The organism is Nocardia jiangsuensis (assembly GCF_042650385.1).
Taxonomy (GTDB): domain Bacteria; phylum Actinomycetota; class Actinomycetes; order Mycobacteriales; family Mycobacteriaceae; genus Nocardia; species Nocardia jiangsuensis.
Window position 1 is genome coordinate 852,125 of the sequence record NZ_JBHSAX010000014.1, and the last position, 21,643, is coordinate 873,767.

The window sequence follows — 21,643 nt, forward strand, 5'->3', positions numbered from 1 at the left end:
GGCCGTGTCCGGCTACCTGGCGCAGCAGGCGCCGAGCACGGTGGTCCGCGCCAGGCGCTGAGTCAGCGGACGGCGGCCTGGACCCGGTCGGCGGCGGCCGCCGGGTCCTCGTGCTCCCAGATCCGGACGACCTGCCAGCCCGCGGCCGTCAGCTCGGCGTCGGTGGCGCGGTCGCGGGCGACATTGCCCGCGAGCTTGGCCGCCCACCACTCGGCATTGTTCTTCGGGGCGGTGGCGTGCCGCGGGCAGCGGTGCCAGAAGCAGCCGTCCACGTAGACGGCGACGCGGCGGCGCGGGAAGACCACGTCGGCGCGGCGGCGCTGACCGCGCAGCGGCGCCCGGTCAACGAAGTAGCGCAGGCCGCGGCGGTGCAGTTCGCGGCGCAGCGCCAGCTCGGGCTTGGTGTTCGCGCGGCGCTGGCGGGACATGCGCGCGCTGGTCGCCGCGTCGGTGGTGGGTCCGGTCATGCCGCCCAGCCGCCCATCCGGTCCAGGTGCGTCTCGACGTCGTCCAGGAAACCGGGCGGGAAGCGGAGCGTGCCCATGCCGGTGCGGCGCAGGAACCCCGCGGTGGCGCGGGCGGAGAGCAGCCGGGAGCCGGTCAGGTAGTCGGCGAGCCCCTGGTAGGGCTCGTGCACCGGCCAGGTGGAGACCGGGGCGCGGTAGGCGCGGCCCGCCCTGCCCCACGCGGCGCTCGGCCAGGGCTGGCCGGGGGCCAGTTCGGGGCCGTCGGGGAGGGGGCCTGCGGTGCTGTCGAGGCGGCTGCCCGCCCATTCGGCCATCCGGACGCTCACGGCGTTGCCGACCAGTTTCCAGCGGTGGCCCTGGCGGAAGCCGGGGACGGTCAGGGCCGGTTCGGTCCAGCCCGCGGCGAAGCCCTGCAGCCGTTCGCCGTCCTCGATGCCCGGGGTGACGATCTCGCCGGCGGGCAGCCGGACGGCGGGCGGGCTGGCGATGCCGAGCGCGGAGCCGCCCTTGAGCGTCGGGACCGCGTTCACCGCCCAGCCGAGGCCGCGGACGCCCTCGGTCCAGTAGAAGCCGCAGGGGTCGTGCGCGGGGTCGCCCTGGTCCAGCGGACCCGCGTCCTCGGTGAGCAGGACCCGGCGCGGGTCCTCGGTGCGCGAGGCCAGCAGCAGGACGCGCTGCCTGCGCTGCGGGAGGCCGAAGGCGCGGGCGTCGACCACCCGGTAGGCCCAGGTGTAGCCGAGTTCGTCCAGTGCGCCGGTGATGTGCCGCATGGCGGCGCCGCGGCCGAGTTGCAGCATGAACGGGACGTTCTCCAGCAGCAGCCAGCGGGGGCCGCGGCGGCGCCGGACCAGGCGGAAGATCTCGTCCACCAGGCCGGAGCGGGAGCCGGAGATGCCTGCCGTGCGGCCGGCCTGGGAGAGGTCCTGGCAGGGGAAACCGGCCGCCACCAGCTCGGTTCCCTGGGGCAGGGAGCGCAGGCGGGTGACGTCGGGGTGGACGGGGATGTCCGGGAAGCGGGCTTGCAGGACCGCGCGAGCGCCCGGATCGATCTCACAGAGCAGCTCGGTCTGCCAGCCGCTCGCGGACAAGCCGAGCTCGAGTCCGCCGATTCCGGCGAAGAGCCCCACCATCCGCATGGACATATATATTGCCCGGCTTGCGCCGGGCGGCGAACGGGGGCTCGGCGGACCCGCCCCGGGCGGGGGCGTACTGGGCAGGGCTGGTGTGGCGGAAATTCGGTTGGCGGGGGCGACGTCCGGTGCCACCCTGGAAGGCCGGAGCCTGTGCCCGTCTTTCATCCGCCCATCCCGCCGCGTCGGCGGCTGCCGTGGTGCGCACTATCGAGGGGGAACCTTGTCCGTCGTGCTCGATCCCGCCGCCGAGCGAATACCCGCGCCGCCGGTCCCGGCGAAACCGCGGGGCAGGACGGCGGCGCTGCGCCGATTCCTGCCGTACCTGCGCCCGCATCGAAACAAGATCGCGGCGGCGACGGCGCTCGCCATTCTGGCCGTGCTGACCGAGATCGTGATCCCGCTGCTGATCGCCAGGATCATCGACGGCCCGATCGCGGGCGGCCACTACGGCTCGGCGATCCCGCTGATCGCGGTGGTGCTCGCGCTCGGGCTGCTGCAGGCGCTCGGCACCTGGGGCAGGCGCCGGATGGTGGCGCGGCCCGCCGCCGAGTTCGAGGTCGCCATGCGCGCGAAGATCTTCGGCAAGCTGCAGCGGCTCGCCATCGGCAACCACGACTCCTGGGAGTCCGGCCAGCTTCTCTCCCGCGCGATGGACGACCTCGCCACGCTGCGCCGCTTCGTGGCCTTCGCCGGGCCGTTCCTGGTGCTGCACATGGTGATCGTTCCGGTCGGGCTGCTCGTGCTGTGGATCCTGATCCCGCCGCTCGGCGCCGCCTTCACCGTGCTCGCCGTCCCGATCGTCGCCGCCTGCTACCGCTTCGTGCAGCGCTACGAGGTGGCCTCGCGCCGCTCGCAGGACCAGAGCGGCGACCTGGCCACCATCGCCGAGGAGTCGGCGCAGGGCATCCGGGTGCTCAAGGCGTTCGGGCGCGGGCCGTTCCTGGCCGCGCGGTTCGTGCGGCAGGCGCGGGAGCTGCGCGGCACCGAGATGGTGAAGGTGCGGCTGGACGCCACGCTGTGGTCGACCATGGTCGGGCTGCCGCAGCTCGCCATCGTCTTCGCGCTCGGCTACGGCGGGTACGCGGTGGTGCACGGCCAGATGTCGCTCGGCACGCTGGTCGCGGGCATCACGCTCGCCACCTTCCTGCAGTGGCCGATCATCTGGACCGGCTTCCTGCTCTCCGAGCTCAACGACGCCAGCACCGCATCGGACCGGTACTGGGAGATCCAGGACATCCCGCTGCTCATCACCGACCCGCCCGACCCGGACCCGCTGCCCGCCGCGGTCCGCGGCGACCTGCGGCTGGAGCACGTGCGGTTCGCCTTCCCCGGCGCGCGCGCCGAGGTGCTGCGCGACGTCACGCTGCACGTGCGCCCCGGCGAGACGGTCGCGCTGGTCGGCGCGATCGGCAGCGGCAAGACCGCGCTGCTCAACCTGATCCCGCGGCTCTACGACGTCACCGGCGGCAGCCTCACCGTCGACGGCGTCGAGGTCTCCCGGCTGCGCCTCGACGACCTGCGCACCGTTGTCACCGCCGCCTTCGAGGAGCCGGTGCTCTTCTCCGCGAGCGTCAGGGAGAACGTGGCGCTCGGCGAGCCGGAGGCCACCGACGCCGACGTGCGCGCCGCGCTGGAGATCGCTCAGGCCACCGAGTTCGTCGAGCAGCTCCCGTGGGGGCTCGATACCAGGATCGGCGAGCAGGGGCTCAGCCTCTCCGGCGGGCAGCGGCAGCGGCTGGCGCTGGCCAGGGCGGTGCTCGGCGCCCGCGCCGGGGGCAGCGCGGGCCGGGTGCTCGTGCTGGACGACCCGCTCTCCGCGCTCGATGTCGACACCGAGGAGCGGGTGCAGGCGCGGCTGCGCAGCGTGCTGGCCGGGGCGACCACCCTGCTGGTGGCGCACCGCCCCTCCACCGCGGCGCTGGCCGACCGGGTCGCGCTGCTGGCCGACGGCCGGATCGTCGCCGAGGGCGAACACGACCAGTTGCTGCGCACCAGCACCCGCTACCGCGAACTGATGGGAGGTGCGTGATGACGACGAGCACCGACGACCGGAAGGACACCGACCCCGCCGACTGGCGCGGGATCGCCAACGAGGACCGCGAGGTCACCCAGACCGGCAACCTGGTGCTCGCCGCCCGCTCGCGCAGGCTGCTGCTCGACCTGGTGCGGCCGTACCGGGCCCGGGCCGCGATCGTGCTGCTGCTCATCGTGGTGGACAACGCGCTGAAGGTCTCCGGGCCGCTCTTCATCGCCTACGGCCTGGACAGCGGGCTGGCCGCGGGCGGGCGCGGCGACTGGCGGCCGCTCACCCTCACCGTCGCCGGGTTCGCCGCGGTGACCCTGCTCAGCATGCTCACCACGCTGGTCTTCCTGCGGATCTCCGGCACGCTGAGCCAGAGCGTGCTCTTCGACCTGCGCGGGCGGCTCTTCGCGCACGTGCAGCGGCTGAGCGTCGAGTTCCACGAGAAGTACACATCGGGCAAGGTGATCTCCCGGCTCACCGGCGATATCGAGACCCTGCAGGAGCTGCTGGAGGGCGCGCTGAACCAGGCGCTCAGCGCGATGCTCTCGGTGGTCACCATCGCCGCGCTGCTCATCTACCTGGACGCCGGGCTCGCGGTGATCGTGCTGATCGGCTTCGTGCCGCTGGCGCTGGTCACCCGCTGGGCGCAGCGCAGGCAGCGGAGGGGGTATCGGCGAACCCGGGTGGCGATCGCCCGGGTGGTGGTGCACTTCGTGGAGACCATGGGCGGTATCCGCGCGGTGCAGGCCTTCCGCCGGGAGGGGCGCAACCACGCGGTGCTCGCGGCCGAGGACGGCGAGTTCCGCGAGGCCAACGTCGCGGCCGCCTTCGGCATGAGCGACTACACCGGCCTGACCAGGCTGCTCGGCAACCTCACCACGGTGATCGTGCTCTCGGTCGGCGCCTGGCAGGTGATCGAGGGCAACCTCGCGATCGGCGTGCTCGCCGCCTACCTGCTCTACCTCAACGAGTTCTACGGGCCGCTGGACGAGCTGGCGCAGGTGTTCAATGCCTACCAGTCGGCGGCGGCCGCGCTGGAGAAGATCTCCGGCGTGCTCGAGGAGGAGCCGTCGGTGCCGGAGCCGCGTGACCCCGTACCGCTGGAGAACCCGGCAGGCGCGCTGCGGATGGACGCGGTGTGGTTCGACTACGCCGGGAAGCAGGGCGGCGCGCCCGTGCTGCCCGAGTTCGATCTGGAGATTCCGGCCGGGCAGGTGATCGCGCTGGTCGGGGCGACCGGGGCGGGGAAGTCGACGCTGGTCAAGCTGCTCACCCGGTTCTACGACCCGAGCGGTGGGACGGTCAGCCTCGACGGTGTCGATCTGCGCCGGATCACCGACGCCGAGCTGCGCCGGGCCGTGGTGATGGTCACCCAGGAGGCCTACCTCTTCGCCGGGTCGATCGCGGACAATATCCGCCTCGGGCGGCCGGAGGCGACCGACGCCGAGGTCGCTGCCGCCGCCTCGGCGGTGGGGCTGGATCCGTTCCTCGCGACGCTGCCGGACGGGGTCGGCACCGACGTGCGCAAGCGCGGCGGCAGGCTCTCCGCCGGGCAGCGCCAACTGGTGGCCTTCGCCCGGGTCTTCCTGGCCGATCCCGCCGTCATCGTGCTGGACGAGGCCACCTCCAACCTGGACATCCCGAGCGAGCGGCTGGTGCAGGAGGCGCTGGAGCGGGTGCTGCGCGACCGCACCGCGGTGATCATCGCGCACCGGCTCTCCACGGTGTCGATCGCCGACCGGGTGCTGGTGCTGGAGGCGGGCCGGATCGTGGAGGACGGGGACCCGGCGACGCTCGTCGCGGGCGCCGGGCGGTTCGCCGGGCTGCACGCGGCGTGGCGGGAGACGCTGGTGTGATGCGGCCGACGGCCCCGCGTCGCTTACCGTAGAAGGGTGACGAACCCAGCCCCAGGACCCGAAAGCCAACCGGAGGAATCCCGGTGGCCGGCGATTCTCACGTGGGTTGCCCACAACGGGATGCGCATGGAGTCCGTCCGCGTGACGCTCAACGGGAACCGCATCCGCGCCGCGGGCCGCATGATCGGCGCCGCCTGCGACGACCATCCGGCCTTCAGCGCCTCCTACGACCTGGTCACCGATGAGAACGGCGCGACCAAGCGGCTCTCGCTGCGCACCACGACCAACGCCGGCGAGCGGCACGCCTCGCTGGCGCGGGACAACGAGAACTACTGGCTCGTCGACGCGGGCGGCAGCCACGTGCGGGCCACCTTCGCCGGTGCGCTCGACGTCGACGTGGTGCTCAGCCCGTTCTTCAACACGCTGCCGATTCGCCGTTTCGGACTGCAGCACGCGGTGGAGGACGTGCAGGTGCCGGTCGTCTACGTCCGGCTGCCCGACCTGCTGGTGCAAGAGGCGAACCTGGTTTACAGCAGCGCCGCCGACGGGATCAGCGTGCTCTCGCCGGTGTCGAGCGCGACCGTCACGGTGGACGAGGACGGGTTCCTGCTCGATTACCCGGGGCTCGCGCGGCGGGTCTGACGCTCAGTCGAGTGCGGTGAGGACCGCGCCCCGGCGGCCCGCCGCGCGGAGAGTCTCCAGCCAGCCGGGGGCGCCGGGCACGACGCCCGAGACGACCTCGCGGTGCTGCTCATCGTAGCGGCGCCGTGCGGCGTGCCCGGCCTCGGCGAGCGCGGCGAGCGAGCCGTCGTCCAGGGTGCGGCGTGCCTCCGCGAGCACGGCCAGCGTCTCGTCGAGCACCGCGCGCAACGCCTCGGCGTTCGGCTCGCAGATGGCGCGGACCAGGTCGGGCGCGGTCCCGGCCACCCGGGTTCCGTCCCGGAACGAACCGGCCGCGAGCCCGAGCGCGAGCGCACCGCCCGCCGCCCCTGCCTGTGCCAGCGCCTCGGCGAGCACGTGCGGAAGGTGCGAGACGCGGGCGACGGCGGCATCGTGCTCGGCGCTGGTCACCGGCACCACCCTGGCACCGCAGTCCAGCGCGAGCCTGGCCACCCGCCGCCACACGGCCGGGTCGGTGCCGTCGTCCACGGTGACGGCCCACGCCGCGCCGCGGAAGAGCGCGGCATCGGTGGCCGCCCAGCCGGACTCGGCGGTGCCTGCCATGGGATGCCCGCCGACGAACCCGGCAGCGAGGCCGTGCGCCCGCACCGCCGCCGCGACCGGCGCCTTGACGCTCACCACGTCGGTCAGCGCGCAGCCGGGGGCGTGCGCCGCCACCTGGGCGAGCACCGCGTCCAGCGCGGGCATCGGCACTGCGAGCACCACCAGCGCATCGGCCGCGGCCGCCCGCCGCAGTACGGCGGGGAGGTCGGTGCCGACGTCGAAGCCGTCCGCGCCCGCGGGGATCTCGGAGCGGTTGTAGCCGAAGGTCTCCCAGCCCGCGGCGGCCGCCGCGCGGAGCAGCGAACCGCCGATCAACCCGGCGCCGAGCACACACAGGGAGGCTGTCATCGGTTCGGAGTTCTCCTACGACTTCAACAATTGAGCTCGGGCAGACTAGCGTGGCGGCCATGGCAGCACAGCGCTCGGGCACGAACGGAGCGGCGTCGGACGATTACGACGACGTCGAAGGGTTCGCCGTGGCAGTTGTACGTGAAGAGGGTAAATGGCGGTGTAGCCCGCTGAGCAACGCCGCGCTCGGCGATCTCGTCGCCGCCGAGACCGAACTGAAGGCTCTGCGCAGCTCGGGCGCGGTCTTCGGCCTGCTGGACGTGGACGACGAATTCTTCGTCGTGGTGCGGCCCGCGCCGAGCGGCACCAGGCTGCTGGTCTCCGACGCCACCGCCGCCATCGAGTACGACATCGCCGCCGACGTGCTGGAGGCGCTCAATCTCGAGGTCCCCGACATCGACCCGGACGAGGTCGACGACGTGGAGCCGTGGGAGGAGGGCGATCTCGGCGTGCTCGCCGACCTGGGCCTGCCAGAGCCGGTGCTCAGCGTCATCCTGGCCGAGACCGACCTGTACCCGGACGAGCAGCTCGGCATGATCGCCCAGCGGCTCGGCTTCGCCGACGAGTTCGCCGCGGTGCTCGACAAACTGCCGCACTGAGGTGAACGGCGCCGCCGACGCCGCACTCATGCGGGCCGCGCTGGCCGCGGCGGGCGCGGCCGGGGCGCGCGACATCCCCATCGGCGCCGTCGTCTTCGCCGCCGACGGGCGGGAGCTGGCCCGCGCCGCCAATGCCCGCGAGGAGCTCGGCGACCCCACCGCGCACGCCGAAATCCTCGCCCTGCGCCGGGCCGCGGCGGTGCACGGTGACGGCTGGCGGCTCGGCGGGGCCACGCTCGTCGTCACCGTCGAGCCGTGCACCATGTGCGCGGGCGCGCTGGTGCTGGCCCGGGTTGCCCGCGTGGTCTTCGGCGCCTGGGAGCCCAAGACCGGCGCCGTCGGCTCGCTCTGGGACGTGGTGCGCGACCGCCGGCTCAACCACCGCCCCGAGGTGCGTGGCGGCGTGCTCGAGGCCGAATGCGCCGCCCTCCTCGATCAGTTCTTCCGCGAACACCGCTGACCAGCCGTTTCGGTGTTCCCGAGCCGTCCGTGTATGGTTGTCGGCGGTGGCGTGTCCGAGCGGCCTAAGGAGCACGCCTCGAAAGCGTGTGAGGGGTAACCCCCCTCCGAGGGTTCAAATCCCTCCGCCACCGCCACAGCCCTTCACCTGATTCACCAGGTGGAGGGCTTTTTCGTGGTTCGGGCCAGTGTCGCGTTCATCCCCCCTTACGCTGACAGCACCGGACAATGCCCCCGCCGCCGGATAGAACGCCGGACAGTGGGTACCCGCGCCGTAGAGCTTGCGGGAAGGAATGCGAAGCATGATGCGCCGCACGACGATCCGCACTGAGCGATGCGCGAGAGAAACATGAGAATCGGAAGTGTTCTTGTCCTGGTCTGGCTGATCATCGGCATAATCGCCGCGGCTCAGCGCGATTACTTCGACAGCGGGCCGGTGAACTGCGCTGGATTCGGCACGATCGCGGTCACCGTGATCGCCGGACCGCTGAACTACCTGGGTGTGAACCCGAAGGTCGATGACTGCAATGTGCCGCAGCCGAGCCCGTAGCGGGCCGGTGCTACCCACGAGGTAGCCGCGAGACGGGGCCCGGGTGTGGCGGCATCCGGGTTTCTCGGGGAAGACAGCGCCCGGCGGGTGGAGAGTTCTTCGGCCTCCACCGGCCGGGCGCTGTCGTGTGCGCAGGGCTCGCGGTGGTCCGCGTCGGTGCGCGGACAGGATCAAGCACGGCGGCCCCGCACCCGGGAACGGGTGCGGGCCCGCCGCGAGTCGAAAGCCGATCAGGAGACCGTGGCCGGCTCCTTCCGCTCCACGTCGCTGCGCGGCTCGCGCAGCGCGGCCAGCTTGGCGCCCTCGACGTCGATGTCGGGCAGGATCCGGTCCAGCCAGGCAGGCATCCACCAGGCCCACTTGCCGAGCAGGGCGAGCAGCGACGGGATCACGATCATCCGGACGATGAAGGCGTCGAACAGCACGCCCGCGGCCAGCGCGAAGCCCATCGACTTCGCCACCACGTTCGTCTCCAGCAGGAAGGAGCCGAAGACCGAGATCATGATGATCGCGGCGGCGATCACCACCCTGGCGCCGTGGTGGTAGCCGCTGATCATGGCCTCGACCGGCGACTTGCCGTGGACGTACTCCTCGCGCATGCGGGTGACCAGGAAGACCTGGTAGTCCATGGCGAGGCCGAAGACCAGGCCGATCAGCATGATCGGCAGGAAGCTGATGATCGGCCCCGGATCCTCGATCAGCCCGAGCGCGCCCTCCTGGAAGATCAGCACGGTCGCGCCGAAGGTGGCGGCCATGGAGAGCAGGAAGCCGAGCGCGGCGGTGAGCGGGACCAGGATCGAGCGGAACACCAGGATGAGCAGCACGAAGGCGGCGCCCGCCACGATCGCCAGGTACGGCACGATCTTGCTGAGCAGTACGTGGTCGATGTCGGCGTAGATGGCGGTGGAGCCGGTGATGCCGTACTCCATGCCGTACTCGCCCTCGAGCTCGGCCTCGGCGTCCCTGGCCTCGGCGACCAGATCCTTGGTGGCCTGGTCGTTCGGGCCCGCCTTCGGCACGCCGTCGATCAGCGCGCCGAGGCCGTCCTCGCTGCGCTGCGGTGCGGTCACGTAGTCCATGCCCGCGTAGGAGCCGAGCCGCTCCTGCAGCGCGGCGAGCGCGGCGTCGCGCCGCTCGGCGGGGACGTTCTCCAGGTCGACGGCGATGTTCAAGATGCCGTTGCTGCCCTCGCCGAAGCCATCGGTGCGCAGCTCGTAGGCCTTCCGCACGGTGGTGTCGCGCGGCATGCTGTCCTCGCCGGGGAGGCCGAGCTGCAGCCCGGCCGCTGGAGCGGCGAGCGCGCCGAGCAGCACCACGCTGAGCAGCAGCGTCACCGCGGGCGCCCTGGCGATCACCCGGGCGATCCTGGTGCCGACGGTGACCACCGTTTCATCCTCGGTGTCGTGCTTGGCGATGAACGGGATCTTCGGCTTGAAGAGGAAGCGGCCGAAGGCGCCGAGCAGCGCCGGCATCAGGGTGATGGCGGTGAGCACGGCGAAGGCCGCGGCGATGGCGCCGCCGAGGCCCATGAAGGTCAGGAAGCTGACGCCGACGATGCTCAGCCCGGCCAGCGCGATGATCACGGTCAACCCGGCGAAGACCACCGCGGAGCCCGCGGTGCCGAGCGCGGTCCCGGCCGCGTCCTCCGGTGAATCGCCGACCCCGATCTCGTGTTTGTACCGGGAGACGATGAAGAGCGCGTAGTCGATGGAGAGCGCGATGCCGATCATCGAGGCGAGGAAGACGGTGAAGCTCGGCATGTCGATGAAGTTGGTGCCGACCATGATCAGCGACGTCGCGGCGCCCAGCCCGACCAGCGCGGTGAGGATCGGGACGAAGGCGGCCACGATCGCGCCGAAGGCCACGATCATCACCACCAGCGCCACGGCCATGCCGATCAGCTCGGACTTGCCGCTCGGCGCCTCCGTCTCCTGCGCGATGCTCCCGCTCAGCTCGATGGTCAGCCCGGCGTTGCGCGCGTCGCCGCCGACGTCGTAGGCGGCCGTGCGGTCGTCGGCGGTGACGTCGGCGAACTCGGCGATGCTGAAGGGAACGCTGAGGATGGCGACCGAGTCCGGATTTTCCTGGTTGAGCACGTTCAGCGGCGCCGAGCTGCACTTCGACGGGTCCCGGTCGGTGAGGCAGCCCAGCTTCTCGGCGGCCTCGATCGGGTCGACCAGCGGCTTGGCGTGGTCAACGATGCCGAGCTCGTTCAGCTTGGCGATGAACGCCTCCACCGCGGCCCGGTTCGCCGGGTCGGTGAGCTTCTGGCCCGCCGGCGCGCCGATCACGTAGGTGCCGGTGACGGCGTCGAAGTCGAAGGCGGCCGAGGCGCCGGGGAAGTGCTTGTCCAGAATCTCGGTCGCTCGCTCCGATGGCAGGCCGGGCATGCTGAAATCGTCGGTCATCGGCTTGCTCAGAGCACCACCGGCCGCGCCTAGCAGCACGAGCAGGATGAGCCAGACCGGAAGCACTATCCATTTACGGCGGAAAGCGAACTTTCCCCACCGGTAGAGAAGTACGGACACGAGGGTATCTCCTGACGATGACTGGGCGCGCTGAGTCGAGCGGTGTGCAAAGCACCGGTGTAGACAGCACCCGCGGGGCCACCCGGCCCTCGCCTCCACAAAACGCTCTCTGCCTACCGTGCGGTAGGTAGACTATCCGCCGGTCGACGGCTGCGACAACACCGTCGCCGCGGGGTACGTGCACCGTGTACCCAGGCAGGAAAGGACCGAACACATGCCGAGCCGCAGCCCGGCTGCCGCCATATCCGCAGGTGGCAGCACCAAAGACGCGATTCGCGATGCCGCGCTGGAGCTCTTCTCGGCCAAGGGTTTCGAGCAGACGAGCCTGCGCGAGGTAGCCGATGTGGTGGGAATCACCAAGGCCTCCCTCTACTATCACTACGCCTCGAAGCAGGATCTGCTAGGTGCGATCATCGATCCGATCATCGAGCACATGCGTTCGATGGGCGCGAAGGTCGACGGCATCGCCTGGTCCGGCGCGAGCGTGCGCACCGTGCTGCGCGACTATCTGCGCGGGATCGTCCGGCACCGGCACGCGGGCGCGCTGCTGCTGCGCGACACCGTCGCCATCATCAACGCGCTCAACGATCGCTACCCGGACTGGATCGACAGCAGCGAGCGGATCCGGCAGTGGCTGGCCGGGCCCGCGCCGACTGACGAATCCACCCTGCGCGCCGCCGCGGCGCTGGAGGTGATCACGGTGGCGCTGGTGAGCGCGGAGTACGTGCCAGGCGCCCCCGAGGAGCTGGTGGAGCGGCTCCTGCTGGACTGCGCGGTGACGGTGCTCGGTGGCATCGCCGACCGGTGAGACGTTCCGGCGCGGGCGGATTCGGCCCGCACAGCGCGTAGATTCTCCGATGTCCACCGCGTACCGGGAGTACGACGATCGCCGAATCCAGGAGCTCAGCCGTGCACATCACCGCGAGGGTCGACTACGCGGTACGAACGCTGCTCGAGATCGCGCGCGGCCAGGCGGCGGGGTCGGTGAAGGCGGATGCCATCGCCACCGCGCAGCAGATTCCGCCCAAGGTGCTGGAGACGGTGCTCGGCGAGCTGCGCCGCGGCGACCTGGTGACCAGCCGCCGCGGCCCGGACGGCGGGTACCGGCTGGCCCGCCCGGCCGCGGAGATCTCGGTTGCCGACGTCATCCGCGCGGTGGAGAGCCCGCTCGCCTCGGTGCGCGGGCAGCGGCCGGAGAACGTGAAGTACGCGGGCGTTGCCGAGCCGCTGCAGCAGGTGTGGATCGCGTTGCGCGTCAACATCAGATCGGTGCTGGAGAACGTCTCCATCGCCGATATCGCGGCCGACGAACTGCCCGGCTTCGTGGCTTCGCTGACAGCTGATCCCGGGGCCTGGGCCCGGCGGTGAAAAGCTCGCGACGGCATACCCGGCACCCGGTAGCCTCCAGAACATCATGTTGATCGGACTGCTTCGCACCCGTCTCCACCCCTATCGCAGGCAGCTCGCCGCGGTGGTGGTGCTCCAGCTGATCTCGGTCATCGCCATGCTCTACCTGCCGAGCCTGAACGCGGATCTGATCGACGGCGGCGTCACCAAGGGCGACATCGGCTACATCTGGACCACCGGGCTGTGGATGCTCGCGGTCTCCGGAGTGCAGATCCTCGCCTCCGCGACCTCGGTGTATTTCGCCGCGCAGGCGGCCATGGGCGCGGGGCGCGACATGCGCGGCGCGCTGCTGCACCGGGTCGGCACCTTCAGCGCGCGCGAGATCGGCCAGTTCGGCGCCCCCTCGCTGATCACCAGGAACACCAACGACGTGCAGCAGGTGCAGCTGCTCGTGGTGATGTCGGCGACCATCCTGGTGATGGCGCCGATCATGTGCGTCGGCGGCATCATCATGGCGCTGCGCGAGGATCTGGGGCTCTCCTGGCTGCTGCTCATCGCGGTGCCGGCGCTCGGCATCTCGATGGGCGTGATCGTGGCCTTCATGGTGCCCGGGTTCCGGCAGATGCAGGACCGCATCGACCAGGTGAACCGGGTGCTGCGCGAGCAGATCACCGGGATCAGGGTGGTCCGCGCCTTCGTCAGGGAGCGGCAGGAGACCGCGCGCTTCGAGGTCGCCAACGACCTGCTCACCGCGGCCTCGCTGCGGGTCGGGCGGCTGATGGCGCTGATGTTCCCGACGGTCATGCTGATCAGCAACGTGACCGCGGTCGGGGTGATCTGGTTCGGCGGGCACGCGGTGGATTCCGGCGCCATGCAGATCGGCTCGCTGACCGCGCTGCTCTCCTACATCATGCAGATCCTGATGGCGGTCATGATGGCCTCGTTCCTGGCCATGATGGCGCCGCGGGCCGCGGTCTCGGCGGATCGCATCGGCGCGGTGCTCGGCACCGAGTCGTCGGTGCGGGCGCCGGAGAAGGCGGTGCCGTTCCTGGCCGACCCGGCCACCGTCGAGCTGCGCGATGCCGAGTTCGCCTTTCCCGGCGCGGAGAAGCCGGTGCTGTGCCGGGTGCGGTTCCGGGTCGGGCCCGGCACGACCACCGCCGTCGTCGGCTCCACCGGTTCGGGCAAGACCACGCTGGTCAACCTGATCCCGCGGCTCATCGACGTCACCGCGGGCGCGGTGCTGGTCGGCGGCACCGACGTCAGGGAGCTGGACCTCACCGAGCTGCGCGAGCGGATCGGGCTGGTGCCGCAGAAGGCGTACCTGTTCTCCGGGACGGTCGCGGAGAACCTGCGCTACGGCAAGCCGGACGCCACCGACGACGAGCTCTGGCACGCGCTGGAGGTGGCCCAGGCGGCCGACTTCGTGCGCGAGATGCCGCAGGGGCTGGCGACGCCGATCGCGCAGGGCGGCACCACCGTCTCCGGCGGGCAGCGGCAGCGGCTCGCCATCGCGCGGGCGCTGGTGCGCAGGCCGAAGGTCTACCTCTTCGACGACTCGTTCTCCGCGCTGGACGTCGCCACCGACGCCGGGCTGCGCGCGGCGCTGCGCCCGGAGACCGCCGACGCGGCGGTGATCATCGTGGCCCAGCGGGTGACGACGATCAGGGACGCCGACCAGATCGTGGTGCTGGAGGACGGCGAGATGGCCGGGATCGGCAGCCACGAGGAGCTGCTCCGGGACTGCCCGGAGTACCGGGAGATCGTGGAGAGCCAGCTCTCCGCCCAGGAGGCACGGTGACCAGGCCGATGCCGGTGCCGGGGGCGCCGGAGACCAAGGCGAAGTCGTTCAAGCCTTCGCTGAAGCGGCTGCTCGGCCGGTTGCGGCCGCACCGGATGCAGGTCGGCCTCATCGTGACGCTGGTGACCGTGTCGGTGGTGCTGAACACCCTCGGCCCGTACATCCTCGGCAGGGCCACCAACCTGATCTTCGACGGCGTCGTCGGCAAGAACCTGCCGTTCCCGCCCGGCACCACCAGGGACGAGGCGATCGCGGGTGTCAGGGCGAGCGGCCAGGACACCTTCGCCGACATGCTCGGCGCGATGAACGCGGTGCCCGGCGTCGGCGTCGACTTCGACGCCGTCGGCCGGGTGCTCGTGCTCGTCCTCGCGCTCTACATCGGCGCGGCCATCTTCGGCTGGCTGCAGGCATTCCTGCTGAACCTGGTGATCAACCGGACCGTCAAGCAGCTGCGCGCCGACGTGGAGGACAAGATCCACCGGCTCCCGCTGCGCTACTTCGACTCCACGCCGCGCGGCGACCTGCTGAGCCGGGTCACCAACGACGTCGACAACGTCTCGCAGAGCCTGCAGCAGACCATGAGCCAGCTGCTCACCTCGGTCTTCTCGGTGCTCGGCATCCTGATCGTGATGTTCTGGATCTCGCCGCTGCTCGCGGTGATCGCGCTGCTCACCGTGCCGGCCGCGGTGGTGGTGACGGCGCAGATCGCGAAGCGCTCCAAGCCGCACTTCGTGGACCAGTGGAAGTACACCGGCATCGTGAACGCCCAGGTCGAGGAGGCCTACACCGGCCACGAGATCGTCACCGCCTTCGGCCGGGTCGCCGAGGTGGGCGCGGAGTTCGACCGGCGCAACGAGCAGCTCTACCAGTCCAGCTTCAAGGCGCAGTTCATCTCCGGGCTGATCATGCCGGCGATCATGTTCCTCGGGAACCTCAACTTCGTGCTGGTCGCGCTGGTCGGCGGGATCCGGGTGGCGACGGGCAACCTCTCGCTCGGCGACGTGCAGGCCTTCATCCAGTACTCGCGCCAGTTCAGCCAGCCGCTCACGCAGATCGGCGCCATGGCCAACCTGCTGCAGTCCGGGGTCGCCTCGGCGGAGCGGATCTTCGAGATCCTGGACGCCGAGGAGCAGGGCAAGGACCCGGTGGAGTTCGCCGCGCCGGGCGAGGGAAGGGGCCGGGTCGAGTTCGATCACGTGTCGTTCCGGTACGACCCGGAGACGCCGGTGCTGGACGGGCTCTCGCTGGTCGCCGAGCCCGGGCACGTTGTCGCCATCGTGGGGCCGACCGGCGCGGGCAAGACCACGCTGGTCAACCTGCTCATGCGCTTCTACGAGCTCGACTCCGGCGCCATCCGGATCGACGGCGCCGACATCACCGCCATGACCCGCGACGCGCTGCGTGACCGGATGGGCATGGTGCTGCAGGACACCTGGCTCTTCCGCGGCACCATCAGGGAGAACATCGCCTACGGCAACGAGCACGCCACCGAGGCGGAGATCCTCGCGGCCGCGCGCGACGCCTACGTCGACCGCTTCGTGCACGCGCTGCCGGAGGGGTACGACACCGTGATCGACGAGGAGGGGTCGGGGGTGAGCGCGGGCGAGAAGCAGCTCATCACCATCGCGCGGGCCTTCCTGGCCAAGCCGTCCATCCTGATCCTGGACGAGGCGACCAGCTCGGTCGACACCCGCACCGAGCTGCTGGTGCAGCAGGCCACCGCGGCGCTGCGCCGGGACCGCACCAGCTTCGTGATCGCGCACCGGCTCTCCACGATCAGGGACGCCGACCTGATCGTGGTGATGGAGAAGGGCACCATCGTGGAGCAGGGCACGCACCACGAGCTGCTGGAACGCCGCGGCGCCTACTACCGGCTCTACAACGCCCAGTTCGCGGCGGCCACCGCACAGGTGTGACCGGGGCGCCTGCGAGGATGGGCGGCGTGGCTGCCGACTTCTCGTTCCGCATCGATGCCAGGCTGCCGGGGCGGCACGGGCGCGCCGGGGTGATCTCGACCCCGCACGGCGAGATCGCCACCCCCGCCTTCGTCCCGGTCGGTACCAAGGCGACGGTCAAGGCGGTGCTGCCGGAGACCATGGCCGAGCTCGGGTCGCAGGCGGTGCTGGCCAATGCCTACCACCTCTACCTGCAGCCCGGCCCCGACATCGTGGACGAGGCGGGCGGGCTCGGCGCCTTCATGAACTGGCCGGGCCCGACCTTCACCGACAGCGGCGGGTTTCAGGTGATGTCGCTCGGCGCCGGGTTCAAGAAGGTGCTCGCCATGGAGGCGGTCACCGTGCAGAACGACGACGTGATCGCGCCGGGCAAGGAGCGGCTCGCCACCGTCGACGAGGACGGCGTCACCTTCCGCTCGCACCTGGACGGCTCGGCGCACCGGTTCACCCCCGAGGTCTCGATGGGGATCCAGCACCAGCTCGGCGCCGACATCATGTTCGCCTTCGACGAGCTGACCACGCTGCTGAACACCCGCCGCTACCAGGAGGAGGCGCTGGCCCGCACGCACCGCTGGGCGCAGCGCTGCCTGGACGAGCACGAGAAGCTCACCGCGCAGCGTGCGCACCGGCCCTACCAGGCGCTCTTCGGCGTGATCCAGGGCGCGCAGTACGAGGATCTGCGGCGCAAGGCCTGCCGCGAGCTGGCCGCGCTGCGCGGCGCGGACGGGTCGGGGTTCGACGGGTACGGCATCGGCGGTGCGCTGGAGAAGGCGAAGCTCGGCGCGATCGTCGGCTGGTGCTGCGACGAGCTGCCGGAGGAGCGGCCGCGGCACATGCTCGGCATCAGCGAACCGGAGGATCTCTTCGCCGCGGTGCAGAACGGCGCCGACACCTTCGACTGCGTGAACCCCTCCCGGGTCGCGCGCAATGCCGCCGTCTACCACCCGGACGGCCGCTACAACATCAACACCAGCCGGTTCCGCCGGGATTTCACCCCGATCGACGACGAGTGCGACTGCTACACCTGCGCGCACTACACGCGGGCGTACCTGCACCACCTGTTCAAGGCCAAGGAGATGCTCGCCTCCACGCTCTGCACGGTGCACAACGAGCGCTTCACGGTGCGGCTGCTGGATCGGATCCGGGCCAGCATCATCGCGGGCGACTACGAGGAGTTCCGCGCGGAGACGCTCGGCCGCTGGGGCACCGGGAGGGCGGCCACCAAGTGAGCCGCCCCCTCGGCTCACTCCGCGATAGCCGGGCCGGGGCGCGGCCCGTAGTCCTCGTGCTGCTTCAGCCAGGCGATCACCCGGTAGGTGATCGGCAGGACCAGCACCTCGCACAGCGTCTTCCAGAGGAAGCCGACCACCAGGTAGTTCAGGAACTGCTGCCAGGTGTCGATGCCGATGGCACCGGCCGCGATGGCGCAGAAGAGCAGGGTGTCGGCGAACTCGCCGACGATGGTGGAGCCGATCAGCCGGGCCCAGAGGTACTTCTCCTTGGTGCGTTCCTTGATCAGCACCAGCGTGGCGGAGTTCAGCAGCTGCCCGACCAGGTAGCCGGCCAGCCCGGCGAGCACCAGCCGCGGCGTCGTGCCGATGACGGTGCGGAACGCCTCCTGGTTCTCGTAGAAGCCGGCGGCCGGCAGCCGGATCGCGATGGCGAAGCAGGCGACGGTGATCAGCAGCGCGGTGAAGCCGTAGAGCACGGCGCGCCTGGTCGCGCGGAAGCCGTACACCTCGCTGAGCACGTCGCCGAGGATGTAGGCGAGCGGGAAGAGGAAGAAGGCGCCGTCGGTGGCGATCGGCAGGATCTGCACCGGTCCGAGCATCAGCGAAGAGCCGGCGAAGAACTCCACGCCCTTGGTGGCGCAGACGTTGGAGATGATCAGGGTGGTGGCGAAGAGCGCCACGATCGGGGTGTAGTAGCCCCGTGCCGCCTGGGCGAATGCCGCATGGCCGGACACGGGGCGCCCAGACCCGTCGTGGTCGTCGAGCTTGGTGGAATCGGTCACGTGCCTCATCAAACCAGGTCGTGGAATACGCTGTAGCCATGACGAATCCCGGCGATTCCGACGAGTGGTGGAAGCAGTACGGCGGCCAGGGCGTGTCGCCCGACTCCGGCGCGCAGAGCTCGGCGCCGCAGTACCCGACCTCCGACCAGCCCGGATACCCGTCGGCGCCGCAGCAGCCCGAGCAGCAGTACGGCCAGCAGCAGCAGTACGGCCAGCAGCAGTACGGGCAGCCGCAGAGCCAGCCGCAGCAGCCCTACCCGGGCCAGTCGTACCCGAGCTACCCGCAGCAACCCGCCGCGCAGCCGTACGGCCAGCCGCAGCCGAACTACGCCAATCCGGGTTACGCGGGCGGTTACCAGCCCTACGGCTACCAGCAGAACCAGGGCACCAACGGCCTCGCCATCGCCTCGCTGATCGTCTCGCTGGTCGGGCTCTGCACCTGCATCGGCTCGATCGTCGGCATCGTCCTCGGCGTCATGGCGCTGAACCAGATCAAGGAGCGCAACGGCCAGGACGGCCGCAACATGGCGCTGGCAGGCATCTGGATCGGCGTCGGCGGCATCGTGCTGACCATCGTGTACTTCGTGATCGTGCTCGTCGGGTCGGCCTGACCGGGGAAACGCGCGAGGGGCGCCTCCACCGGTGGTGGGGGCGCCCCTCGTTTCGTTCGCTGTGGCCTACTGCCCGGTCTTGACGACCTGGGTGCCGCCGGCGAACTTGTCGTGCCAGCCCTGCCGGTTCGGGTCGTTCGAGATGGTGACCATGATGTAGATGATCAGGCCGAGCGAGATCAGGCCGCCGACGCAGGGGATCACGTTGGCGAGCATGAACAGGTTGCGCTTGACCGAGGTCTGCGGGTCGATCTTGGCCGCGCCGCCGGGGGCGAGCACCTTGAGGCCGAAGATCTTCTTGCCGAGCGTGGCGCCCTGCGAGGTCTCCAGCGCGACGAAGTAGGCGATGCCGGCGAGCGAGATCAGCAGGCCGGCGATGAACTGCCCGACGAAGTTGTCGTAGCCGATGAGCGCCGCGACGATGGCGACCGGGATACCAACGATCAGGTTGTCGATGATCCGGGCCACGATGCGAATGCCGAGGTCACCGGGTTGCCCGGGGCCGGTGTAGCCCGGCTGCTGGCCGTACTGCTGACCGGTCTGCGGGTACTGCTGCTGCTGGCCGTAGGGATCCTGGCCGTACTGCGGCTGCTGCCCGTACTGCGGCTGCTGGCCGTACTGGGGCTGCTGCTGGCCGTACGGGTCCTGCCCGTACTGGGGCTGCTGCTGGCCGTACTGCTGCCCGCCGCCCTGCTGGGGGTATTGCTGGCCGCCGCCCTGCGGGTACTGCTGCCCGCCCTGCGGATACTGGTTGGGGTCGTACCCACCGCTCGTCATATGTATGTCCTCGTCCGTGATCAGTCGATCGGGTCGAGTGCGTACGTTACGGACATTCCTTCGCTGGCGACAACCTATTCGGGTCCAGTGTCCAGGGATCGCGCGGCAACCGCGCGGGATCGAATCGGGCCAGCACAGCGGCCGGAGTGCGCCCGGCGAGGCCGAGCGAACCGGCCAGTAGCGCGAAAACTCGCTCCGCCGAATCGCCGAGCGCACGGCGATCGGCGAGCGTCACCGCCCCGTCGCGCTTGGCGAGCCGCTGCCCCGCCGCGTTGAGTACCAGCGGAACGTGCGCGTAGCGCGGCACCGGAAAGCCGAGCAGGGTGGCGAGATACGCCTGTCGCGGCGCGGAGGAGAGCAGGTCGTCGCCGCGCACCACCTGGTCGATTCCCTGCGCGGCGTCGTCGAGCACCACCGCGAGGTTGTAGGCGGGGACGCCGTCGCCGCGCAGCAGCACCACGTCGTCAACGGCCCCGCGGTAGCGGCCGTGCAGTTCGTCGGCGATCTCGAACTCGGCGACCTCGGCGCGCAACCGGATCGCGGCCGGTCGCCCCGCGGCCAGGAACTCGGCGCGCTGGTCCGGGGTGAGCGCGCGGCAGGTGCCCGGGTAGGCGCCCTGCGGTGCGTGCGGCGCGGTCGCCGCCTGCTGGATCTCCCTGCGGGTGCAGAAGCATTCGTAGGTGCGGCCCGCGGCGGTGAGCCGCGCGACGGCGGCGCGGTAGTGCGGCAGCCGCGCCGACTGCCTGATCACCTCGCCGTCCCAGTCCAGGCCGATGGCGCGCAGGTCGGCGAGCTGGCGCTCGGCGGCGCCGGGGCGGACCCGGTCCAGATCCTCCATGCGCAGCAGGAAGCGGCGGCCGGTGGAGCGGGCGAAGAGCCAGGCGAGGACGGCGGTTCGGAGATTGCCGAGGTGCAGGTCGCCGGAGGGGCTCGGCGCGTAACGCCCGGCGCCGGGTTCGGGCGAGTTCGCCGGGAGCGCTGTGTCGGGTTCGGGCGCGTCCATCGGCTGTGCGGCGCCGGGGTCCGGTGCCCTCATCGGCCGCGCAGTGCCGGGCGCAGATCGTCCGGGCCGATCGCCGCGCCCGCGGCGAGCAGCGCGAGCAGCGCGCGGGTGTACTCGATCAGCCCGGCGCGGTCGACGCCGTGCTCGCCGCCCGGCTCCGGGGTGTACAGCTCGAGCCGCCCGGCGGCGCGGAGCAGCAGGGTGCGCGCGCCTGTGGGATTGCCGCGCTGGATGTGGGTCAACCCGACCGCGAGCTGGGCCAGCCCCTGCCAGAGCAGCCGCTCGGCGAACGGGCCGTTCTTCCAGGCCGCCTCCAGCACCTCGTGCGCGTTGAAGGCGAGGCCGTCGTCGAGCAACTCCTGTGCGTAGCCGAGCGTGCGGTCCGGCGGAAGCTCCAGGTCGTCCGGGATCCGCGGCACCCCGACGCTGCCCGGCGGCAGCGGCCTGCCGAAGCTGTCGCGGGGTCTGGCGTTGCGCGCCCTGCCCTCGGCATCTCGTTCGCGGTCGTGCATCCGTCCATCATCCACGGTGTGCCCAGTTGCCCGGTTCGGCCACCCGACGGGATTAAAAATGAACGATCACGAACAAATCACGCCGTGTTGGAATGTAGACTTCAAGCGTTGCTGGGGAATGGTCCGTGGCGCCCGGCAATGGTTGCGCAACATCCCGAACTGCACCTTTCGGCGCAGGAACGGAGTCGAATAGGTATGAGGTGAGCAATTTTTCGGTGGACCTGCTACTGTCTAGCACGGGGCCGGCCCTGATCGAGGTGGTTATCACCTAGGCGAACAGTGCACTCGCGACGCACTGGGGATGCTCGACACCATCAACTAATTGACGTACCTGGGTTTCGCATGCGCGAAGCCCGGTGCCGTGAACGAACTCAGGATTTATCGTTCTCGACGCAGCAAAGGAGACTAGTGCCGTGGAGGTTGATACAACCGGCGC

Annotated in this window: 21 protein-coding genes and 1 tRNA gene; 13 read left to right on the forward strand and 9 right to left on the reverse strand. The window is 70.8% G+C overall.

Annotated elements, in window-relative coordinates; genetic code table 11:
• Positions 1-62: 62 nt before the first annotated feature.
• Together ACFO0B_RS18255 and ACFO0B_RS18260 are read right to left on the reverse strand one after the other, a co-directional pair.
• Positions 63-467 carry a very short patch repair endonuclease gene (locus ACFO0B_RS18255; RefSeq protein ID WP_378613663.1) on the reverse strand — a complete coding sequence of 135 codons (405 nt, stop codon included), beginning with the start codon at positions 465-467 and terminating at the stop codon, positions 63-65.
• Positions 464-1,597, reverse strand: coding sequence for a DNA cytosine methyltransferase (locus ACFO0B_RS18260; RefSeq protein ID WP_378613850.1), 1,134 nt, complete (start codon positions 1,595-1,597; stop codon positions 464-466). The genes ACFO0B_RS18255 and ACFO0B_RS18260 overlap by 4 nt, the downstream gene beginning before the upstream one ends.
• A 223-nt stretch (positions 1,598-1,820) precedes the next feature.
• Here ACFO0B_RS18260 and ACFO0B_RS18265 point away from each other — a divergent pair, with 223 nt between their 5' ends.
• Genes ACFO0B_RS18265 through ACFO0B_RS18275 form a run of 3 tightly spaced genes read left to right on the forward strand, consistent with a single transcriptional unit; the run spans position 1,821 to position 6,121 of the window.
• Entirely contained in the window at positions 1,821-3,629 is a 1,809-nt protein-coding gene (locus ACFO0B_RS18265; RefSeq protein ID WP_378613664.1) for an ABC transporter ATP-binding protein, read from the forward strand.
• Positions 3,629-5,479: an ABC transporter ATP-binding protein gene (locus ACFO0B_RS18270; protein WP_378613665.1), complete on the forward strand. Its 1,851-nt coding sequence runs from the start codon at positions 3,629-3,631 to the stop codon at positions 5,477-5,479. The genes ACFO0B_RS18265 and ACFO0B_RS18270 overlap by 1 nt, the downstream gene beginning before the upstream one ends.
• Positions 5,480-5,515: 36 nt before the next feature.
• Positions 5,516-6,121, forward strand: a complete 606-nt coding sequence (locus tag ACFO0B_RS18275; protein ID WP_378613666.1) for a putative glycolipid-binding domain-containing protein — start codon at positions 5,516-5,518, stop codon at positions 6,119-6,121.
• A gap of 3 nt (positions 6,122-6,124) precedes the next feature.
• Here ACFO0B_RS18275 and ACFO0B_RS18280 read toward each other — a convergent pair whose 3' ends face one another.
• The gene (locus tag ACFO0B_RS18280) at positions 6,125-7,051 is read right to left on the reverse strand and encodes a prephenate dehydrogenase (RefSeq protein ID WP_378613667.1); all 927 of its coding nucleotides are present in this window, start codon (positions 7,049-7,051) and stop codon (positions 6,125-6,127) included.
• Between the two features lie 59 nt (positions 7,052-7,110).
• Here ACFO0B_RS18280 and ACFO0B_RS18285 point away from each other — a divergent pair, with 59 nt between their 5' ends.
• From ACFO0B_RS18285 to ACFO0B_RS18295, 3 genes are all read left to right on the forward strand, one after another.
• Positions 7,111-7,650, forward strand: a complete 540-nt coding sequence (locus ACFO0B_RS18285; protein ID WP_233015529.1) for a tRNA adenosine deaminase-associated protein — start codon at positions 7,111-7,113, stop codon at positions 7,648-7,650.
• A 28-nt stretch (positions 7,651-7,678) separates the two neighbouring features.
• The gene (locus tag ACFO0B_RS18290; protein WP_378613851.1) at positions 7,679-8,110 is read left to right on the forward strand and encodes a nucleoside deaminase; all 432 of its coding nucleotides are present in this window, start codon (positions 7,679-7,681) and stop codon (positions 8,108-8,110) included.
• A 45-nt stretch (positions 8,111-8,155) separates the two neighbouring features.
• Positions 8,156-8,246: transfer RNA gene (locus ACFO0B_RS18295), tRNA-Ser, on the forward strand.
• On the opposite strand, the gene ACFO0B_RS18300 is transcribed toward ACFO0B_RS18295, so the two are convergent.
• Complete coding sequence (locus tag ACFO0B_RS18300) at positions 8,225-8,437, reverse strand: hypothetical protein (protein ID WP_378613668.1); 213 nt, start codon at positions 8,435-8,437, stop codon at positions 8,225-8,227. The genes ACFO0B_RS18295 and ACFO0B_RS18300 overlap by 22 nt on opposite strands.
• A gap of 21 nt (positions 8,438-8,458) precedes the next feature.
• Here ACFO0B_RS18300 and ACFO0B_RS18305 point away from each other — a divergent pair, with 21 nt between their 5' ends.
• Positions 8,459-8,659, forward strand: coding sequence for a hypothetical protein (locus tag ACFO0B_RS18305; RefSeq protein ID WP_378613669.1), 201 nt, complete (start codon positions 8,459-8,461; stop codon positions 8,657-8,659).
• 230 nt (positions 8,660-8,889) lie between these two features.
• Here the strand turns inward: ACFO0B_RS18305 and ACFO0B_RS18310 are convergent, their stop codons facing one another.
• The gene (locus ACFO0B_RS18310; RefSeq protein WP_378613670.1) at positions 8,890-11,187 is read right to left on the reverse strand and encodes an MMPL family transporter; all 2,298 of its coding nucleotides are present in this window, start codon (positions 11,185-11,187) and stop codon (positions 8,890-8,892) included.
• Positions 11,188-11,401: 214 nt separating this feature from the next.
• Here ACFO0B_RS18310 and ACFO0B_RS18315 point away from each other — a divergent pair, with 214 nt between their 5' ends.
• From ACFO0B_RS18315 to tgt, 5 genes are all read left to right on the forward strand, one after another.
• Complete coding sequence (locus ACFO0B_RS18315; RefSeq protein ID WP_378613671.1) at positions 11,402-11,995, forward strand: TetR/AcrR family transcriptional regulator; 594 nt, start codon at positions 11,402-11,404, stop codon at positions 11,993-11,995.
• 101 nt (positions 11,996-12,096) lie between these two features.
• Positions 12,097-12,555, forward strand: coding sequence for an RrF2 family transcriptional regulator (locus tag ACFO0B_RS18320; protein WP_378613672.1), 459 nt, complete (start codon positions 12,097-12,099; stop codon positions 12,553-12,555).
• 46 nt (positions 12,556-12,601) lie between these two features.
• Positions 12,602-14,335 carry an ABC transporter ATP-binding protein gene (locus ACFO0B_RS18325; protein ID WP_378613673.1) on the forward strand — a complete coding sequence of 578 codons (1,734 nt, stop codon included), beginning with the start codon at positions 12,602-12,604 and terminating at the stop codon, positions 14,333-14,335.
• A gap of 8 nt (positions 14,336-14,343) precedes the next feature.
• Positions 14,344-16,251 (forward strand): ABC transporter ATP-binding protein, encoded by a 1,908-nt coding sequence (locus ACFO0B_RS18330; protein WP_378613852.1) that lies wholly within the window; start codon positions 14,344-14,346, stop codon positions 16,249-16,251.
• 26 nt (positions 16,252-16,277) lie between these two features.
• On the forward strand, positions 16,278-17,519 hold the full coding sequence (gene tgt / locus ACFO0B_RS18335) for a tRNA guanosine(34) transglycosylase Tgt (protein ID WP_378613674.1): 1,242 nt from the start codon (positions 16,278-16,280) through the stop codon (positions 17,517-17,519).
• Positions 17,520-17,533: 14 nt separating this feature from the next.
• Here tgt and ACFO0B_RS18340 read toward each other — a convergent pair whose 3' ends face one another.
• Positions 17,534-18,313, reverse strand: coding sequence for a queuosine precursor transporter (locus ACFO0B_RS18340; protein ID WP_378613675.1), 780 nt, complete (start codon positions 18,311-18,313; stop codon positions 17,534-17,536).
• 29 nt (positions 18,314-18,342) lie between these two features.
• On the opposite strand from ACFO0B_RS18340, the gene ACFO0B_RS18345 reads away from it, so the two are divergent.
• Complete coding sequence (locus ACFO0B_RS18345; RefSeq protein WP_378613676.1) at positions 18,343-18,915, forward strand: DUF4190 domain-containing protein; 573 nt, start codon at positions 18,343-18,345, stop codon at positions 18,913-18,915.
• A 66-nt stretch (positions 18,916-18,981) separates the two neighbouring features.
• Here ACFO0B_RS18345 and ACFO0B_RS18350 read toward each other — a convergent pair whose 3' ends face one another.
• From ACFO0B_RS18350 to ACFO0B_RS18360, 3 genes are read right to left on the reverse strand one after another with little or no spacing between them, the layout of a single operon-like run.
• On the reverse strand, positions 18,982-19,692 hold the full coding sequence (locus ACFO0B_RS18350; protein ID WP_378613677.1) for an RDD family protein: 711 nt from the start codon (positions 19,690-19,692) through the stop codon (positions 18,982-18,984).
• A 46-nt stretch (positions 19,693-19,738) separates the two neighbouring features.
• Positions 19,739-20,695 (reverse strand): tRNA glutamyl-Q(34) synthetase GluQRS, encoded by a 957-nt coding sequence (gene gluQRS, locus ACFO0B_RS18355; protein WP_378613853.1) that lies wholly within the window; start codon positions 20,693-20,695, stop codon positions 19,739-19,741.
• A 29-nt stretch (positions 20,696-20,724) separates the two neighbouring features.
• Positions 20,725-21,207, reverse strand: coding sequence for a DUF309 domain-containing protein (locus ACFO0B_RS18360; RefSeq protein WP_378613678.1), 483 nt, complete (start codon positions 21,205-21,207; stop codon positions 20,725-20,727).
• Positions 21,208-21,643 lie beyond the last annotated feature (436 nt).

Excerpts from the sequence above, each read along its gene's own strand:
- ACFO0B_RS18255 (WP_378613663.1), bottom strand. The coding sequence starts at position 467 with ATGACCGGACCCACCACCGACGCGGCGACCAGCGCGCGCATGTCCCGC.
- ACFO0B_RS18260 (WP_378613850.1), bottom strand. The coding sequence starts at position 1,597 with ATGGTGGGGCTCTTCGCCGGAATCGGCGGACTCGAGCTCGGCTTGTCC.
- ACFO0B_RS18270 (WP_378613665.1), top strand. The coding sequence starts at position 3,629 with ATGACGACGAGCACCGACGACCGGAAGGACACCGACCCCGCCGACTGG.
- ACFO0B_RS18280 (WP_378613667.1), bottom strand. The coding sequence starts at position 7,051 with ATGACAGCCTCCCTGTGTGTGCTCGGCGCCGGGTTGATCGGCGGTTCG.
- ACFO0B_RS18285 (WP_233015529.1), top strand. The coding sequence starts at position 7,111 with ATGGCAGCACAGCGCTCGGGCACGAACGGAGCGGCGTCGGACGATTAC.
- ACFO0B_RS18290 (WP_378613851.1), top strand. The coding sequence starts at position 7,679 with ATGCGGGCCGCGCTGGCCGCGGCGGGCGCGGCCGGGGCGCGCGACATC.
- ACFO0B_RS18305 (WP_378613669.1), top strand. The coding sequence starts at position 8,459 with ATGAGAATCGGAAGTGTTCTTGTCCTGGTCTGGCTGATCATCGGCATA.
- ACFO0B_RS18315 (WP_378613671.1), top strand. The coding sequence starts at position 11,402 with ATGCCGAGCCGCAGCCCGGCTGCCGCCATATCCGCAGGTGGCAGCACC.
- ACFO0B_RS18325 (WP_378613673.1), top strand. The coding sequence starts at position 12,602 with ATGTTGATCGGACTGCTTCGCACCCGTCTCCACCCCTATCGCAGGCAG.
- ACFO0B_RS18330 (WP_378613852.1), top strand. The coding sequence starts at position 14,344 with ATGCCGGTGCCGGGGGCGCCGGAGACCAAGGCGAAGTCGTTCAAGCCT.
- ACFO0B_RS18340 (WP_378613675.1), bottom strand. The coding sequence starts at position 18,313 with ATGAGGCACGTGACCGATTCCACCAAGCTCGACGACCACGACGGGTCT.
- ACFO0B_RS18345 (WP_378613676.1), top strand. The coding sequence starts at position 18,343 with ATGACGAATCCCGGCGATTCCGACGAGTGGTGGAAGCAGTACGGCGGC.
- ACFO0B_RS18350 (WP_378613677.1), bottom strand. The coding sequence starts at position 19,692 with ATGACGAGCGGTGGGTACGACCCCAACCAGTATCCGCAGGGCGGGCAG.
- gluQRS (WP_378613853.1), bottom strand. The coding sequence starts at position 20,695 with ATGGACGCGCCCGAACCCGACACAGCGCTCCCGGCGAACTCGCCCGAA.
- ACFO0B_RS18360 (WP_378613678.1), bottom strand. The coding sequence starts at position 21,207 with ATGCACGACCGCGAACGAGATGCCGAGGGCAGGGCGCGCAACGCCAGA.